Source organism: Pseudomonas sp. NPDC078416 (genome assembly GCF_050268485.1).
Classification (GTDB): domain Bacteria; phylum Pseudomonadota; class Gammaproteobacteria; order Pseudomonadales; family Pseudomonadaceae; genus Aquipseudomonas.
In genome coordinates, this window is record NZ_JBNNGV010000043.1 from 15,928 (window position 1) to 32,043 (window position 16,116).

Here is a 16,116-nt window from a genome sequence, read left to right on the forward strand (position 1 = left end):
CGATAGCCCTCTAGGCGCTGGCACCCAAGGGTGCCAACACATATTTACGATGGAGACCCCAGATGACCGAATTCGTCAATTGCCACAACCTTAAAGTGGCGGCCAACCTCAAGCGCTTCGTCGACGAGGAAGTGATCCCCGGGACAGGCCTGAGCCCGGAACTGTTCTGGGCCGATTTCGATTCGCTGGTCCACGACCTTGCGCCGACTAACCGCGAGCTGCTCAAAGAGCGTGACCGCCTACAGACTCAGTTGGACAAGTGGCACAAATCCAACCCCGGACCGGTCACCGACATGCCGGCGTACATCGCCTTCCTCGACAGCATCGGCTACCTCAAGCAGGTGCCGGCGCAGGTTCAGGTGTCCACCAACAAAGTGGATATCGAAGTCAGCGAACAGGCCGGCCCGCAACTGGTAGTCCCTGCGGCCAACGCCCGTTACGCCCTGAACGCGGCCAATGCGCGCTGGGGTTCGCTGTACGACGCGCTGTACGGCACCGATGCGATTTCCTCGGCGAACGGCGCCGAAATCAAGGCCGGGTACAACCCGCTGCGTGGCGAGAAAGTCATCGCCTTCGCCCGCGCCCTGCTGGATGAAGCCGCGCCCCTGGCGTCCGGTTCCCACGTCGGCGCCAAGGCCTATGCAGTGGACAGCGGCGAGTTGGTGGTCACCCTCGCCGACGGCAGCCCGTCTCGCCTTGCCCAGCCGGAGAAATACGTCGGCTACCAGGGCGATCCGCTGCAGCCCAATGCCATCCTGCTGAAGAACAACGGCCTGCACATCGAAATCCAGATCGACCCCGCCAGCCCGATCGGCGCCACTGATCCGGCCGGGATCAAGGACCTGCTGCTGGAAGCTGCCCTGTCGACCATCATCGACTGCGAAGACTCGGTCGCCGCCGTCGATGCCGACGACAAGCTGGTGATCTACCGCAACTGGCTGGGCCTGATGAAAGGCGACCTGACCGAAGCGCTGGTCAAGAACGGCAAGACCATCACCCGTCGCCTGAACGCCGACCGCCAATACACCGCCGCCGACGGCAGCGCGATCTCCCTGCACGGGCGCTCGCTGCTGTTCATCCGTAACGTTGGCCACCTGATGACCAACCCGGCGATCCTCTACGACGGCAACAAGGAAATCCCCGAAGGCATTCTCGACGGCGTCATCACCAGCCTGATTGCCCTGCACGACCTGCACAACCGCACCAACTCCCGCGCCGGCAGCGTCTACATCGTCAAACCGAAGATGCACGGCCCGGAGGAAGTCGCGTTCGCCAACACCCTGTTCAGCCGCATCGAAGACGCGCTGAAGATCCCGCGCAACACCCTGAAGATGGGGATCATGGACGAGGAGCGGCGCACCAGCGTCAACCTCAAGGCGTGCATCGAAGCCGCATCATCCCGGGTCGCGTTCATCAACACCGGTTTCCTCGACCGCACCGGCGACGAGATGCACACCTCGATGGAAGCCGGGCCGATGCTGCGCAAGGGCGACATGAAGGCCACGCCGTGGATCAAGGCGTATGAGCGCAACAACGTGCTGGTGGGCCTGGCCTGCGGGCTGCGCGGCCGTGCGCAGATCGGCAAGGGCATGTGGGCGATGCCGGACCTGATGGCCGACATGCTGGAGCAGAAGATCGCGCACCCGAAATCCGGCGCGACCACGGCGTGGGTGCCCTCGCCAACCGCGGCCACCCTGCACGCCCTGCACTACCACAAAGTGGACGTGAAAGCGGTGCAGCAGGACTTGGAACAGGTCGATCTGGACAGCATCAGCGAAGACATTCTGCTGGACCTGCTGACCATTCCCGTCGTCGAGAAAGCCGAGTGGAACGAGGATCAGATTCGCGAAGAAGTCGAAAACAACGCCCAGGGTCTGCTGGGTTATGTGGTGCGCTGGGTGGAGCAAGGCGTTGGCTGTTCCAAGGTGCCGGACATCCACAACGTCGGCCTGATGGAAGACCGCGCGACGCTGCGCATTTCCAGCCAGCACATCGCCAACTGGCTGCGCCACGGCGTGGTCTCCGAGGACTATGTGAAAGATGCGTTGAAACGTATGGCGAAGGTGGTCGACCGGCAAAACGCCGGGGACTCGGCTTACACGCCGATGGCCGGCAATTTCGAGAAGTCAGTGGCTTTTCAGGCCGCCAGCGCGCTGGTGTTCAAAGGCCGCGAGCAGCCGAGCGGCTACACCGAACCGCTGTTGCACGAGTTCCGGTTGGCGTTCAAGAAGGCACATTGATTGGCCGGTAGCCGAGGCCAGGCCACGCAGCAGCTGTGAAGGCTGCTGTGGCTTACGACCTGGCGAACAGCGATGCCTGACGCAACGCGTTCGCCAGCAAGCCGGCTCCTACGGATTTTGTGCCCGACCCGGACTCATCGCTCGCCGCAAACCACCGTAGGAGCCGGCTTGCTGGCGAACGCGTCAGGTCTGAACGCATCAACAGTCGAGGTTAAACCCAATCACCCGCAAGCCTGCCCCCCGCAACACCAAGTCCCGTCAGGTGCTCTCCCGCACCACCAGTTCAAACCCTAGATCCACCTGGGCTTCGTGAACCGTGCCGTCCAGCAAGCCGAGCAGTAACTGCGCGGCGCGCTGGCCGACTTGTTCGCGCGGGGTGCGGATGGAGGTCAGGCGCGGCACCATGTGCGCCGAGCCCGGCAGGTCATTGAAACCGATCAGCGACACCTGTTGCGGAATGCGAATACCCCGCCGCAGGGCTTCCAGCGATGCGCCCTGGGCCAGGTCGTCGTTGCAGAAAAACACCCCGTCGACGTCCGGGTGTGCCTCCAGCAATCGGGCAAACATCTCACTGCCCAGACCGATGGACGACGGCAGCGGCGACGCCATTTGCAATGCCTCGTCATACAGCCCTTCCTGCTCCAGCACCCCGCGAAAGCCGACCCCGCGTTGAATCACCCGTGGGTCCAGCTGCGCCGACACGTACGCCAGTCGCCGACGGCCACGGCTCAACAGATGCCGCGCCGCTTCGGCACCCGCCTGCTGCTGGGAAAACCCCACGCAAGGTTCGGCGCGGGTCGGGTCCAGCTCCATCATGTGTACGCAGGGCACGCCGCTGGACGCCAGTAACTGGTGCGCCGCTACGCTGCGATCAAACCCTGTCAGCAATATGCCGCGCGGGCGGTGGGACAGATGACTGCGCAGCAGGTTCTCTTCTTCTATAGGCGAGTAGTGATAATTGCCGATCACCACTTCCAGCCCGCGCGGCCGCAGAACCGTCTGAATAGCCTCCAGGGTTTCAATGAACAACTGGTTGGAGAGCGACGGCACCAGCACCACCACCGACTGACTTTGCGAAGACGCCAGCGCCCGTGCGGCAGGATTGGCGACATAGCCTAGACTCAGCGCAGCAGCGCGGACTTTTTCCACCAAATCCGGTGCCACGGTGGCCACGCCACGCAAGGCCCGGGAGGCGGTAATCGGCGAGACGGCAGCCAGTTTGGCGACTTCGTTGAGGGTGGGACGACCGGTGGAGCGGGAACCAATACGTGTCATGCGTTGCCAACTGATTGGAAGAAAGCTGCGGGGGTTGCGATTGTGTGGGATGGGCTCTAAGGTAGCGCTATCTCACGGAGGCCCGCAACTTTTCGATCGTCTAAACGACTGGATTGATGCATCTCATGGATCAGCGAGATACCCATAACAATGACTACACCTGGAAACAGTCTCGCCGGACTTGCACACCATTCGGCGAAGACAGCGCTGTCTCCGGGACGAGGTTTTTATGACTACTGCTCCACATGCAATTTCCGCCATCGTGGTAATGGGTGTTTCCGGCTGCGGCAAGAGTGCCGTCGGCGAGGCCATCGCTAAAAACAGCGGCGGCCGCCTGATCGAGGGTGATGCGTTCCATCCTCAAGCCAACATCGACAAGATGAGCGCGGGCCATCCGCTTGACGACAATGATCGCGCCGGCTGGCTGACCCGCCTCGGCGAAGAAGTTGCCGCCGCTGTAAAAAACGGCGAAAAGCCCGTTCTCACCTGCTCCTCCCTCAAGCTCATCTACCGTGAACGTCTGCGTGCAGCCGTGCCGGGCCTGGGCTTCGTGTTCCTGGAGCTGACCAAAGAACTCGCCACCGAACGCTGCTCCCATCGCCCGGGGCACTTCATGCCGGCCAGTCTGGTCGACAGCCAGTTCGCCACCCTCGAGCCTCCGTACAACGAAGACCGCACGCTGGTGGTGGACGCGACCAAATCGATCGAGACCATCGGTAAGGAAGCGGCCACCTGGTGGAGCGAATCTGGCTCCGAGCCACACACCCCATCTGTCACCGCGCGCACCGGCTCTTGATCTTCGATCAGGCGTGAGCGGCAAAGGTAGCGCTGTCTCTGATGACGCTGCCCTTGCTTCACAGGGCAGAGAGCAACAGCGTCAAGCAGTAGCTCCAAAAAAACAAAATACAACGGAGAGACACCCCCATGTTCGGTATGACTCAAGACACGTATCTGCTGGTCGATGCGTTGGTGACCATCATTGGCCTTGTGCTTCTGATCACCAAGTTCAAAGTCCACCCTTTTATTGCATTGACCATCGCTGCCGGTTTTCTCGGGCTGACCTCCGGGATGCCGGTCGACAAAGTGATGAAATCGTTTCAGGACGGTTTCGGCGGCGTGCTGGGTTTCGTCGGCATCATCCTTGGCCTGGGCACCATGCTCGGCAAGCTGATGGCCGATTCCGGCGGTGCTGACCAGATCGCCCAGACGTTGATCCGTCGCTTCGGCAAGGACCGCGTGCACTGGGCCATGATGTTTTCGGCGTTTCTGGTGGGCATCCCGCTGTTCTTCGAAATCGGCTTCGTGCTGCTGATCCCGCTGGTGTTCATCGTTGCCCGTCGCAGCGGCGTGTCCATCGTCAAGATCGGTATCCCGTTGCTGGCAGGCCTGTCGGCCGTACACGGGCTAGTGCCTCCGCACCCGGGTCCGTTGCTGGCCATCGGTATCTTCAACGCAGACATCGGCAAGACCATTTTCTACGGTCTGATCGTTGCGTTCCCGACCGCGATCATCGCCGGCCCGATCTACGGGAAATGGATTGCCAAGCACATTCCGGGCAACCCGTCTAAAGAGCTGATGGACCAGATTGCCAAGGAATCGACCAACGACAACCTGCCAAGCTTTGCCATCACCCTGGTGACGATCCTGCTGCCGGTGTTCCTGATGCTGCTCAAGACGTTCGCCGACGTCGCGCTGCCAGCCGGTCACATCTTCCGCATCTGGATGGACTTCATCGGTCACCCGATTGCTGCCCTGTTGTTTGCCTTGCTGCTGGCGTTCTACACCTTCGGTTCGGCCCGTGGCTTCAGCCGCGACCACATCATCAAGCTGCTCGACCAGAGCCTGGCGCCAGTCGCCGCGATCGTGCTGATCGTCGGTGCCGGCGGTGGCTTCAAGCAGATGCTGGTGGACAGTGGCGTTGGTAACCTGATCGGCCACATGGCCGTGCAGGCACAGATCTCGCCGATCCTGCTGGCGTGGCTGGTCGCTGCGGTCATCCGTATCGCTACCGGTTCGGCGACCGTCGCCACCATCACCGGTGCCGGTATTGTTGCGCCGGTGGTTGGCATGGTGCCGGGCGTGAACCGTGAACTGCTGGTCCTGGCGACCGGTGCCGGCTCGCTGATCCTGTCCCACGTGAACGACGCAGGCTTCTGGCTGGTCAAGCAGTACTTCAACATGACCGTGGCCGAAACCCTGAAAACCTGGACCGTGATGGAAACCATCCTGTCGGTGGTAGGCATCATCCTGATCATGCTGTTGTCGCTGGTGGTCTGATGCATTGATCGCGGCATATTGACGCGGCGATCAACCCGTTACACCCATGCCCACCTTCGCGGTGGGCATGTTGTTTCAACACCTTTGGCCCTCCTCCGCTCTTATCTCGATGATGACCCTCGCGTCTTCAAGCCTCCTGAATCAGGGGCTGATACAAAACCGTTCACACATCCCGTCATCAATTCGATTAAAGTTACGGCGTTTTGCCGTTACTCATTTCGGAAGTCTCCTACACTCCTCTCAGAGAACTCGTACGGGGCAATCTAATGAAAATTTCATCGCCACCCGGCACGAGTTCTTTGCAATAAAGGGCAAAGGAGTGTGGAATAGGCGCCGCCCGGAATTCGGCTATCACGGCGATAGCCGATTTCCACGGGAATTTGCCGCCAGCATCAGGCAAGATTCCCATGCCGTTCGACCCAGGAGCGATGCTAACTGTGACGAGACGATGAACCTGGGGAATTAAAATCGTACCAATGGCGTCATACTGATGAACGCATTTGGATGCAATCGGCAATTACCACCACCCAAAGGCTCACGCCAGCCTCCCGGTAGAGGCGCTTCATGAGGCCATCAAGGAAAAGATTATGTTGATACTCACCCGCAAAGTCGGCGAAAGCATAAACATTGGTGACGACATCACCGTCACCATTCTGGGCGTTCAGGGCCTCCAAGTCCGTCTCGGCATCAACGCTCCGAAAGATGTTTCAGTGCACCGCGAAGAAATCTACAAACGCATCAAGGCCGAGACTGCACCCGACCAGGATCCGCAATAAACCCACCGGTTTATGCTTATTCGATAACTGTCAGCGGCCACCCGGTGCTGACAGATCGGCGACGGCGACTGACCAGGCGCCGTTTTTTTTCGTCCGAACTTTGGATCCATGGAAGTCGCCCCGCTGATAACTAAGCGTGAGCGAACACACAGATCCAGCGTATCGGACGATGCACTTCCGGATGTCGCGACAAGTTGTCAGACATCCGGAACCGCCAACTAAAAACGGCCGACCTCCATAAGAGGTCGGCCGTTTTAGTGACCAGGCCGTTTAACCCGATCAGCTCGCTGTGTTCAGGTGACTGGCGATGCTGTCTTTGGCCTGCAGCCGTTTTTCCTTGAGTTTCTTCAGTTCATCGTCAGAGGCATCCCCTGCCTGTTCGGCGCTGACGATATCGGCGTCCAGCTCATCGTAATGATCGACCAGGGCATTGAGCTTCGCGTCGCCGCTTTTGAGCTTGGCGAGTTCTTCTTTGGTAACGCTCAGGTCCGCGTACAAATCGTGCTTAACCGGCATGGGATGCCTCTCCTCTGATGGCTGATGTAGGAATGTTGAGGGTAGCCCAGCTTAAAGGTTCGGCGTTTTTGCCGATGTGAATAACGCGTTTTGACATGCACGATCCTGTACAACGGGCTAGGGTATCGGTCGAACCCTTTTCATGCCATTTCAAGGATCGACCATGACCTCGCCGTTTTCCCGTTCTCTTCTCGCCAGCGCGCTGGCTTTCGGTATCGCCTTGTCTGCGGCAGCGCCTGCCTTCGCCGAGCCAGACAAACAGGTCCAGGCGGATGCCGAACAGTACAAGGACGACGCGCTGAAGCTGCTGGAGCAACTGGTCAATATCGATTCGGGCTCCGGCTACGAGCCGGGACTGACCCAGGTGCGTGACATCGTCGTCGCCCAGCTCAAGGCGCTCGGCGCAACCATCGAGATGATCCCAAACACCGCACCGGACAAGAGCCAGCATGTGGTCGCGACGCTCAAGGGCAGCGGCAAGGCAAAGATCCTGCTAATGGCGCACATGGACACCGTATTCAAGGAAGGCTCCGCCGCCGCCCGCCCGTTCCACATCAAGGACGGCCGTGCTTACGGACCCGGGGTCATGGACGATAAAGGCGGCATCGTCGCCGGGCTTTACGCGCTGAAGATTCTGAAGAAGCTCGACTTCAAGGACTACGCACAAATCACCTTCCTGCTGGACGCCAGCGAGGAGACCGGCTCGGACGCCGCCACCGCGCTGATTCAGAAAGTCGCCAAGCAGCACGACGTGACCCTGAACCTGGAACCGGGACGTCCCGCCGATGGCCTGGTGATCTGGCGCAAAGGCAGCGCCACCGCGGTGGTCGAGGTCAAGGGTAAGGCGTCTCACGCCGGCGTCGCGCCGGAGCTGGGGCGCAACGCGGCCATGGAGGTGGCGCATCAGATCCTGCAACTGGGCAAACTGGGCGATGCCGAGAAGAAGACCACGATCAACTTCACCGTGCTCCACGCGGGCGATCGCACCAACGTGATCCCCGATCAGGCCACCGCCAAGGCCGATGTGCGCGCCGCCGTGCCGGAAGAATTCGACCGCATCGAAAAAGACCTGGCGCGGGTCTCGGCGGACAAACTGATCCCGGATACCCAAGTGATCACCCGCCTGGAGCGCGGCTTGCCGCCCATGCCCCAGACGCCGGAAACCGACAAGCTGGTCGATATCGCCCAGGGCATCTACGGCGAGATCGGCCGCAAGCTGACCATCGAAGGCAGCGGCGGCGCGGCCGATGCAAGCCTCTCGGCCGCGGTCGGCGTGCCGACGCTGGACGGGTTCGGCATCGTTGGCGGGAACATTCACACACCCGAGGAATATGCCGAAGTCGACAGCGTATCGCCGCGCATCTACCTGCTGACGCGGATGATCATGGAGCTGGCGACGCACACTCCGGGCAAGTGACCTACGGCTGCTCCCCGAGCCTGTTACGTGAGCCGCCGCGCCTCATACGTGCGCAGGTGCAGATACACGTAATCGAGCGCCGACAGTGATGCTTGAGCTGACCTGTCGGTGCCTGGCCGCCGTGCAATCATCTCGCCGAACACGTGCTGCACTTCGATGGGCGCACCGCGCTCGATGTCCCTGAGCATCGACGCGGTCATCTTCGAGCCGGGGGCGGTCAGCATCTTCTCGAACCGTTGCCGGACCTCACTGCGCAGCGGGTGCCCGGCGTGGTCTGCCACGTGGGCGCACTCATCCAGCAGCTTCAGAATCAGCCCTTCCCCGCCACTGGCGACCACATCGCCGATGCTCGCGCGCATCGATCCGGTGATGCCGGCCCCGGTCGCGATGAAGCACCATTTTTCCCACATTTCCTGGGTGATCTGTTCACTCAGGATCGCGTCGAATCCTGCATTGCCCAGCGCCTCGGCAACCTGCTGAATGCGCGGGGTCAGCCCGCCGTCCCGCTCGCCAAACGACAGCTGGTTAGTGTCGTTCAAGTGAAGGATGGCGCCCGAGGCATCGCGATCCAGCGAAATCAGGCACTGGCCGCCGAGCACGTTTGCGGGAGAGAACCGCTCGGCCAGGCGATCCAGATGCGCCATGCCATTGAGCAGCGGCAGGATCAGCGTCGCCGGCCCCACAGCAGGCGCGAAAGACTCCATGGCGCTGTCGAGGTCGTAGGCCTTGCAACTGAGGATGATCAGGTCAAAGGGCGTATCGAGCATCGCCGCCATGACCTGCGGCGGCGAGGGGTATTCGATGTTACCCAGCGGGCTGCGCACGATCAGCCCGTCGCGCTCCAGCTCCTGCGCGCGCCCTTCGCGCACCAGAAATGTCACGTCTCGCCCGGCATCCAGCAATCGGCCACCGAAATAGCCACCGATCGCACCCGCGCCCACCATCAAAATACGCATTGGTCAGTTCCTGTTCGATGCAACGTCGAGGGTCAGGCAAGCAGAATAGATCAGCGGCCGGACTCTGGCGAACTGCTTATATGGCGCCCAACATATTTTGCGCCGGCTGAATCACGGGCAAAAAAAATCCCGGGCTGCCTAACCAAAGGAGCGCCGGGACTCGAGTGTTGCAAGGAGCATCAGGACTGCGCGTTGACCAGCGTGGGCCAGAGGAACGGCAGGCGTTCTTCGCTGCGACTGGACACCAGCCTTGGCGCAGCAGGGACGGGCTGTACGACCGGGGTCTGCAGGCGGGTCAGGACCGAATCGATCACCACGCCGCTGGCGTCGTGATGGAACTGCCAGACGCCGTAGATGCGGCCGTCAAACGACGCCTCGCTGCCCAGCCGCGGATCGACGCCCAGCCCTGCCCCCAGACCGAACAGGTGCAGGCCATGCAGGCGCTGACCGCTGGCGTCGAGCGGACAACCCGACGGATCGGAATCCAGCCCACCCTTGACCTCCATCAGCGTGATGGCCTCGCCACCGGCATGACTCAATGCCGGCAGCACCGGCTGATAGCCCGTGCACTGCACGACAATGTCGGCTTCCGCTAGCGCCTGACGGGCGAGCTCTAACTGATCGGCCGGGCCCTGATGGGTCTGCAGCAACTGCACGCGCACGCCGGTCTTGCCGATCTGGCCTTTGGACAGGGCTTCACGGCCCACGTCCAGCGCCCGGTAACGCAAACCGCCTGACCGGTTGACCCGACCCGAAACCGGGCAGACATCCCTGGCTGCATCGAACACATAACCCGCGTCCAACGCGGCCTGGGCGGTTTCGTAAAACAGGCGGATGGGCGAACGGTGTACCAGCGTGACCTCCTCCAGGCCTGCAAACTCCAGCGCGTCGGCCAGGTTTTCCAGCACCGAGAACGCGCTGTGGGAGCCGCCCACGACGCACACCCGGCCCTTGGCCGCCAGCGTGGTCGCGAAAAGGTGGCGCAGCTGCACGGCATTCATCCTCAACAGCGCATCGGCGCTCTCGATTTGCGCCGAGGGCGGTACCGCGAGGCCTTGATCCGCCAGGCTGTCGAGCAGGTGCTGGGGGTCCTGCCAGCCACCCAGATTGAGGACGACTGCACGGCTGCGAATACGCCGACTGCGTCCATCGGACTCGACCCACACCTGGTAGTCGTCGCCTTCGCGGACGATTTCGGTGATCGTCGTGCTGCTCCATAACTTCACGCCGTAGCGCTCGACAATGAAGTCGAGTACCAGCTTCGAAGCTTCCGCCAGCAGTTCAGCGACGTCCGTCAATTGCGGCGCACTTTGCGCCTGACGACGGATGCGCCAGTAAGCGGGCGAATGTTCGAGGGGTTCGAATACATCACGCAAAGCCGGGTCGCGCAGACAATCAAGGAACACATCGCCCACCGAGTTGGCGGTGATCCGGTAATCGCCCAGACGACCCGTGCCCGGCGTGGGACTTGCGTCGACAATGATTAAACCTTCCTTGGCCAGTTCTGGCATGGCGCCACTTTTCAATGCGTTGAAAAGCAGCCCCATTCCCGCAGGTCCGGCACCTCCTACTACGCAACCGCAAACGGTTTCCAGATGATCTCCTTGCATAACTGTCACTCCACGCTGGGTCGTTACCGTATCGCCACGTGCGTTATAAACCGCCGCACTTACGTGCGCGTTCAACCGCTACCGCTGAAGCGATGTCTGGACTTTCAAGTTGAAAATAAACGCGCTGTTACTGAACTACTGCACTAGGCAGTGCAAGACGGCCGCGGTGATTCGCGTCACGTTGGCGGCTGTAGAAGGTCGGATGATCAACACGTGGTCAATCAATCGGCGCAGGCTCTGGGACAATACTTGCCGGTTGGCAGGCCCTCTTCCGAGCCTGCCGGGATGCCGACTGTTTGCATTGCCCGTTATCAGATTTCCCGGAGGACGCTACCGCCCACTCATCGCGAGTCTGAAGGCATGGGTGCCGGGACGAAAAGTGTCGAGCGCTTGCACTAAGCGCGGGTCATTCAAGTTCAAAACGTAAAGTGATAGTTGCAAAGATCAGAGGAAGTGTCAATTTTCTGAGAAAACGTACTATTTTGTTATTTAGATCCGTAACTCATTGATTGATATAGTTTATTTAATTATGACGCCATTATGCCGTCGCACCGACAAGCGTCCATGGATTTATAAAATAAGACGGTTTGGCAATTTAATTTCCGATCGCATGTCGCTCATGAATATAAGTGGCTTTCTTTTGCACGCTGCACCGCACGTTAGAATCATCCGTCTCTCACGATTGACGTTCGGCCTTACTTATTGACGCCAGAATTATCAGGCCTGCTTGCTTGGATTAGTTTCGTGGACGGCAGAGGCGTGCACCGCCGTCTCCGATGAATGGAGAACTATCGCAGGCAGCGATGAGAACTTTTCCATCCTGCCAAGTCTCCATTGTGGTGCCTGAGCGCTTTCCCATGGACAGAGAGGTGACCTGATGAATGCTGATGAATCCCGTCGGTCCAGCATTGCCGAGATAGATTATTCGCGAGATACGCTGTTTGGGCCTATTCCCATGCAGGCAACCTGCCGAGTACGACTGGCTGACATAGAGCACGACGGACACGCCCTGCGCGAGCTGACGATTATCGGTGACGTGCCGGACTATTTGCCCAAATCAGCGGTCATTCGCGTTGCAGTGGATGGCCGCATCGAAGCAGGGCCTGTGCGTGAGCACTATGCGGTTCAAGATAACGGCGAAGAGCAGTTCAAGCTGCTCTTCGAGAATGAGCACCTTCGCCGGGTGCATTGAGGAAGGTGGGTCGTGCTTACTGCGTGCCGCTATGCACGTGAATCGCCTGAGCGATGCCCAGGGGTTTGCCGGAACGAGCATCAGGAGCGGCAAGGGGTGATGTGCGAGGCGGTAACGCTGGCGAGCTGAACAGAAGCGCAGTTGGCGAAGCTGCCGCTTGGTCAGGCGTGACCGAATCCGTGCTCGAAGCCTGATTGGCCGGCACGATCGCGGTACCGTAGCGCAGACCTTCTACCTGAGGTTTGACTTCCAGCACCGGCTCCGGCGGCAGCAGTTGCTCCCTTTCCAGCGACGTCATGGGCGGTCGAAAGCTGGCATTTCGTGTTTCCAGATGCTCAAGCATCGTGACAATCGTCGCCGCGCCCACCACCACAATACCCAGCAGGCCGCCGACGCCGATCATGATCTTGCGCCGACGGCGCAAAGGCGCCGCTCGTTCGTGCTCTTGTACCGCTTCGATCTCGGGTTGCGCGTGCGCCATGCAAATCCTCAATATCCCGCCTGGCCATCTGTGGGCCGATGCAGACCAACATAAGGCCGAACGGCATTTTTTGCTAGAGCCCTGCCCTTAGCTCGCCAATGCGTGGGGATAATGCCTGGCCTTTTCGAGCTCGGCCTGGAGGTCTCGGATCAGCACGCACAGGGCGTGGCTGTTATCGAGGAAGTCCAGGGCAATATCGGAAACGAACAGTTCGACATGCTCGGTCGCAGGATCGATGACTTCCACCGTCATCAAATCCTCCCACACAGTGCAATTGCAACGCAGGGGCAGAAACGCACGTTCTATGATGCTGCGCAGTTCAAGGTTAGAGAGCGTACAGGCAATCATCGTCAATCCTCCACAGGCAGGACTGAGTGCTGCTTTCAGCCATTCGCCTGACTATAAGTCACCACTTCCACGAAGCTGGAAATGTTTCCCGGGCTCCCTTCCGCTATCCGGCGATCAGGGATATTCACGTTATACGCCGCGCCCCATAGTGAGGCAAACGACTGCCATCCCCCCACTTAGCTGGGCCTGAAGCAGATTGTTTGAGGAAAATCGATTCACCGCATTAGAACGGTCTGCATTCATCGTTGAATTGGCGGAATAATCGGGCTTATCGCCTGGTCGGGCCAACTTTTGTGTTCCTCCATTCGTCGTGCACTCGCGAAGCACCCGACGAATGACCTCATTGAACGTTGCGGCAGCCTAGCTGCGAGGCAACTTGAGGTGGATAAGGGCCACGCGCGCACCCTTCTTGTCCAGGCGCTCCTCAATGGAGAACGGTTTGAAACCCAGCTTGGGGTAGAAGAGCAACCCCGGGACGTTATGGTTGAAGCAGGAAGCGGTCAATTCCGCCGCTTCGTGCTTGCCGAACGCCAGCTCCATCATGCAGCCGATCATGTAGCGGCCAACGCCCTTGGAGCGAAAGCGCGGGTCGATGATGACGTTGCCCATGGAGCAACGGCCTCTGAAGTCATAGCGGGAAAAGTTGGCGAATCCCACGACCTGGCCGTCCAGTTCGATGACCGTGTTGTCCGAGCGCTGCTCAATGGATTCGGTCAACTGCTCCGGGGTCAGCGGAAATACCGCCTTGGGGAACATATAGAAGAGCTCGTCGATGCTTTGGGGCATGTCGCAGATGAAAGGGATGTCTTTTTCTTCCAGGGGGCGATGGACAAACATGCTGGGTTACCTCTCGAAGAAACAGGAGCCGTGGGCGGACTATAGCCGTCAACCCGCGGGGCTGACGTTATAAGACACCATTCAGGCAGAAATGTGCCGGAATGTTGCGAGGTGGCGGAATTTGCCGAAGGAGATAGTCGCAAACCTTTGACAGTCATGGAAATCCCTTCACCGGGCAGAACGCATCCGCGCATTGGGGACGTTCATGCATTTTGCACGACTTCAGCGGTTTCATTTATCTAAAGGCTATTGATTTTAATAGGTTTTTATTGAGATTCGCGTCTGGCACAGGCAGTGCACCGTAATGGGGAGAAGTACAACATCATTCGCACGGAGCAGCACAATGAACGTCTCACCTGATTCTTACCCTGCCGCTGTAGAAGAATCCTCCTCGGTCTCGGGCGTGTCCTGGGGTGCCATCTTTGCTGGCGCCGCCGGTGCCGCTGCCTTGTCCCTTATCCTGGTTCTGCTGGGGTCGGGTCTTGGTTTCTCGGCGATGTCGCCTTGGGCCAACGAAGGCGCCAGCGCGAAGACCATCGGTATTAGCACGGTCGTCTGGCTTGCGCTGACGCAGATCGTGGCATCGGGCCTCGGCGGTTACCTCGCCGGCCGTCTGCGCGTCAAATGGGCCAACATGCACGGTGACGAAGTTTACTTCCGTGACACCGCGCATGGCTTCCTGTCGTGGGCTGTGGCTACGCTGGTAGCTGCTGTGTTGATCGTCGGTTCGGTCAGCGGCATCGTCGGCAGCGGCGTCAAAGCCGGCGCCACTGCTGTGGCCGGTGTTGCAGGTACTGCCGCCACTGCAGCCGGTTCTGCAGCGGGCAATACCAGCAGCGATCAGTATGGCTATTACATCGATTCGCTGTTCCGCGATGATCGCCCTGCCGCTGTCAGCGATGATGCTGCCCATGGCGTTGTGGTGCGTATCTTCACCAAGACCCTGGCCAACGATGGTCAGCTGGCTCCGGAAGACCGTACCTACCTGGCACAGCTGGTCGCTCAGCGGACCAACATGAGTCAGGCCGATGCCCAGGCGCGGGTTGATCAGGTTTATGGTCAGGCCAAGCAGGCTGTGGCCGATGCCAAGCTGAAAGCTCAACAGGCTGCCGATGCTGCCGCGAAGGCCGCTGCGATGGCTGCGCTGTGGACATTCGTTTCGCTGCTGTGCGGTGCGTTCGTCGCCAGCCTCGCTGCCATCTGGGGGGGTCGCCGCCGTGATGCGGTGACGTATGTCGAAACCCGTGCTTATTCCAATACTTCCAGCACTCGCTGATCAAGGAGAGTCATCATGCGTTCACTACTTCTGTGGTTCCTCGGCATTCCAATCCCGATCATTATTTTGATTGCACTGTTTGTGCATTGATTGAGTAATTGATTAAAGATCCGCGCTGTTCTCTTGGAGGCAGCGCGGATTTTTTTCGTCTGCCAGAAAGTGGGTTGGTCAGTCATGGAGATCAAGAGCGTCTGCCTAACGGCAGACTGTTTCGCCTTCGGCGAGTTACTTGGAAAAGCACCCCAAGTAACCAAGGGTGCTTGCTCCTGGTTAGGCCCCTCGTACCTCGGGGTTCCTTCACTCCGGTCTCGCTCCGTGGGCCCGCGCCGAACGGACATCCATGTCCTGACGGCGCTCTCGCCGCATCCATGCGGCTCGACCCACTGCGCGTCGTCTACGTTCGGCCTGCACCCAAGTCGCGATTGGTGTCGTCTGAACCCTTTGCGTATGAAGATCAAAAGCGCGTTTAAAGCAGATCACAAGCTTCCCGGCTCAAGCCGGTCCCACTGGCTGCAGGCGATTTCACCGTAGGAGCCGGCTTGCTGGCGAATGCAGTGTGTCAGTCGATATATTCACACCTGACCCACCGCGTTCGCCAGCAAGCCGGCTCCTACAGAAAAAATGCGCTGTGGCAGGTACGACGATGACCGATCAGATGCATTCCCACGCGGAGCGCGGGAACGATCAAAGTGGCGTGCGCGTTCTGTCAGTAGGAACGGCTTCAGCCGGGAAGCCTTTGATCTGCTTTTGACCTGCTTTTGATCCTGATCTTCAAACACATAACGCCCAGACGACGCCAATCGCGACTTGGGTGCAGGCCGAACGCAGACGACGCGGAGTGGGCCGAGCGGCATGGATGCCGCGAGAGCGCCGTCAGGACATGGATGTCCGTTCGGCGCGGGCCCACGGAGCGTC

At 59.9% G+C, this 16,116-nt stretch carries 14 protein-coding genes; 7 read left to right on the forward strand and 7 right to left on the reverse strand.

From position 1 onward, the window contains the following. Window positions 1-62 precede the first annotated feature (62 nt). Window positions 63-2,240 (forward strand): malate synthase G, encoded by a 2,178-nt coding sequence (locus tag ACQKEN_RS23685; RefSeq protein WP_427689251.1) that lies wholly within the window; start codon window positions 63-65, stop codon window positions 2,238-2,240. A gap of 258 nt (window positions 2,241-2,498) precedes the next feature. Here ACQKEN_RS23685 and ACQKEN_RS23690 read toward each other — a convergent pair whose 3' ends face one another. Continuing rightward, window positions 2,499-3,515 (reverse strand): LacI family DNA-binding transcriptional regulator, encoded by a 1,017-nt coding sequence (locus tag ACQKEN_RS23690; RefSeq protein WP_427689252.1) that lies wholly within the window; start codon window positions 3,513-3,515, stop codon window positions 2,499-2,501. A gap of 268 nt (window positions 3,516-3,783) precedes the next feature. Between ACQKEN_RS23690 and ACQKEN_RS23695 the strand changes: the two genes are divergently transcribed. The 3 genes from ACQKEN_RS23695 to csrA all read left to right on the forward strand — a co-directional run bounded on the left by ACQKEN_RS23695 (window position 3,784) and on the right by csrA (window position 6,568). After that, window positions 3,784-4,311, forward strand: a complete 528-nt coding sequence (locus tag ACQKEN_RS23695; RefSeq protein ID WP_427689263.1) for a gluconokinase — start codon at window positions 3,784-3,786, stop codon at window positions 4,309-4,311. Window positions 4,312-4,439: 128 nt separating this feature from the next. After that, on the forward strand, window positions 4,440-5,792 hold the full coding sequence (locus ACQKEN_RS23700) for a GntP family permease (protein WP_427689253.1): 1,353 nt from the start codon (window positions 4,440-4,442) through the stop codon (window positions 5,790-5,792). Between the two features lie 587 nt (window positions 5,793-6,379). After that, a complete protein-coding gene (gene csrA, locus ACQKEN_RS23705) occupies window positions 6,380-6,568 on the forward strand; it encodes a carbon storage regulator CsrA (protein WP_037012727.1) in 189 nt (62 codons plus the stop codon). A gap of 279 nt (window positions 6,569-6,847) precedes the next feature. Here csrA and ACQKEN_RS23710 read toward each other — a convergent pair whose 3' ends face one another. After that, window positions 6,848-7,084 (reverse strand): YdcH family protein, encoded by a 237-nt coding sequence (locus tag ACQKEN_RS23710; protein ID WP_427689254.1) that lies wholly within the window; start codon window positions 7,082-7,084, stop codon window positions 6,848-6,850. Between the two features lie 163 nt (window positions 7,085-7,247). Between ACQKEN_RS23710 and ACQKEN_RS23715 the strand changes: the two genes are divergently transcribed. After that, window positions 7,248-8,501, forward strand: a complete 1,254-nt coding sequence (locus ACQKEN_RS23715; protein WP_427689255.1) for a M20/M25/M40 family metallo-hydrolase — start codon at window positions 7,248-7,250, stop codon at window positions 8,499-8,501. Between the two features lie 23 nt (window positions 8,502-8,524). Here ACQKEN_RS23715 and ACQKEN_RS23720 read toward each other — a convergent pair whose 3' ends face one another. Together ACQKEN_RS23720 and ACQKEN_RS23725 are read right to left on the reverse strand one after the other, a co-directional pair. Continuing rightward, window positions 8,525-9,457 carry a ketopantoate reductase family protein gene (locus ACQKEN_RS23720; protein ID WP_427689256.1) on the reverse strand — a complete coding sequence of 311 codons (933 nt, stop codon included), beginning with the start codon at window positions 9,455-9,457 and terminating at the stop codon, window positions 8,525-8,527. Window positions 9,458-9,636: 179 nt separating this feature from the next. After that, window positions 9,637-11,004 carry a pyridine nucleotide-disulfide oxidoreductase gene (locus ACQKEN_RS23725; protein WP_427689257.1) on the reverse strand — a complete coding sequence of 456 codons (1,368 nt, stop codon included), beginning with the start codon at window positions 11,002-11,004 and terminating at the stop codon, window positions 9,637-9,639. A gap of 940 nt (window positions 11,005-11,944) precedes the next feature. Here ACQKEN_RS23725 and ACQKEN_RS23730 point away from each other — a divergent pair. Next, a complete protein-coding gene (locus ACQKEN_RS23730) occupies window positions 11,945-12,259 on the forward strand; it encodes a hypothetical protein (protein WP_427689258.1) in 315 nt (104 codons plus the stop codon). 16 nt (window positions 12,260-12,275) lie between these two features. On the opposite strand, the gene ACQKEN_RS23735 is transcribed toward ACQKEN_RS23730, so the two are convergent. The 3 genes from ACQKEN_RS23735 to ACQKEN_RS23745 form a co-directional block, all read right to left on the reverse strand. Next, the gene (locus ACQKEN_RS23735) at window positions 12,276-12,740 is read right to left on the reverse strand and encodes a hypothetical protein (RefSeq protein ID WP_427689259.1); all 465 of its coding nucleotides are present in this window, start codon (window positions 12,738-12,740) and stop codon (window positions 12,276-12,278) included. Window positions 12,741-12,827: 87 nt separating this feature from the next. Then, window positions 12,828-13,088, reverse strand: a complete 261-nt coding sequence (locus tag ACQKEN_RS23740; protein WP_427689260.1) for a DUF1652 domain-containing protein — start codon at window positions 13,086-13,088, stop codon at window positions 12,828-12,830. A 360-nt stretch (window positions 13,089-13,448) separates the two neighbouring features. Continuing rightward, window positions 13,449-13,925, reverse strand: a complete 477-nt coding sequence (locus ACQKEN_RS23745; RefSeq protein ID WP_427689261.1) for an N-acetyltransferase family protein — start codon at window positions 13,923-13,925, stop codon at window positions 13,449-13,451. Window positions 13,926-14,268: 343 nt separating this feature from the next. Between ACQKEN_RS23745 and ACQKEN_RS23750 the strand changes: the two genes are divergently transcribed. Further along, window positions 14,269-15,201, forward strand: a complete 933-nt coding sequence (locus ACQKEN_RS23750) for a hypothetical protein (RefSeq protein ID WP_427689262.1) — start codon at window positions 14,269-14,271, stop codon at window positions 15,199-15,201. The last annotated feature ends 915 nt before the right edge of the window (window positions 15,202-16,116 follow it).

What these genes read in the sequence shown, in the direction of transcription:
- csrA (WP_037012727.1), top strand. Translation starts at nt 6,380, where the DNA reads ATGTTGATACTCACCCGCAAAGTCGGCGAAAGCATAAACATTGGTGAC.
- ACQKEN_RS23690 (WP_427689252.1), bottom strand. Translation starts at nt 3,515, where the DNA reads ATGACACGTATTGGTTCCCGCTCCACCGGTCGTCCCACCCTCAACGAA.
- ACQKEN_RS23715 (WP_427689255.1), top strand. Translation starts at nt 7,248, where the DNA reads ATGACCTCGCCGTTTTCCCGTTCTCTTCTCGCCAGCGCGCTGGCTTTC.
- ACQKEN_RS23720 (WP_427689256.1), bottom strand. Translation starts at nt 9,457, where the DNA reads ATGCGTATTTTGATGGTGGGCGCGGGTGCGATCGGTGGCTATTTCGGT.
- ACQKEN_RS23695 (WP_427689263.1), top strand. Translation starts at nt 3,784, where the DNA reads ATGGGTGTTTCCGGCTGCGGCAAGAGTGCCGTCGGCGAGGCCATCGCT.
- ACQKEN_RS23725 (WP_427689257.1), bottom strand. Translation starts at nt 11,004, where the DNA reads ATGGGGCTGCTTTTCAACGCATTGAAAAGTGGCGCCATGCCAGAACTG.
- ACQKEN_RS23745 (WP_427689261.1), bottom strand. Translation starts at nt 13,925, where the DNA reads ATGTTTGTCCATCGCCCCCTGGAAGAAAAAGACATCCCTTTCATCTGC.
- ACQKEN_RS23740 (WP_427689260.1), bottom strand. Translation starts at nt 13,088, where the DNA reads ATGATTGCCTGTACGCTCTCTAACCTTGAACTGCGCAGCATCATAGAA.
- ACQKEN_RS23730 (WP_427689258.1), top strand. Translation starts at nt 11,945, where the DNA reads ATGAATGCTGATGAATCCCGTCGGTCCAGCATTGCCGAGATAGATTAT.
- ACQKEN_RS23710 (WP_427689254.1), bottom strand. Translation starts at nt 7,084, where the DNA reads ATGCCGGTTAAGCACGATTTGTACGCGGACCTGAGCGTTACCAAAGAA.
- ACQKEN_RS23700 (WP_427689253.1), top strand. Translation starts at nt 4,440, where the DNA reads ATGTTCGGTATGACTCAAGACACGTATCTGCTGGTCGATGCGTTGGTG.
- ACQKEN_RS23685 (WP_427689251.1), top strand. Translation starts at nt 63, where the DNA reads ATGACCGAATTCGTCAATTGCCACAACCTTAAAGTGGCGGCCAACCTC.
- ACQKEN_RS23735 (WP_427689259.1), bottom strand. Translation starts at nt 12,740, where the DNA reads ATGGCGCACGCGCAACCCGAGATCGAAGCGGTACAAGAGCACGAACGA.
- ACQKEN_RS23750 (WP_427689262.1), top strand. Translation starts at nt 14,269, where the DNA reads ATGAACGTCTCACCTGATTCTTACCCTGCCGCTGTAGAAGAATCCTCC.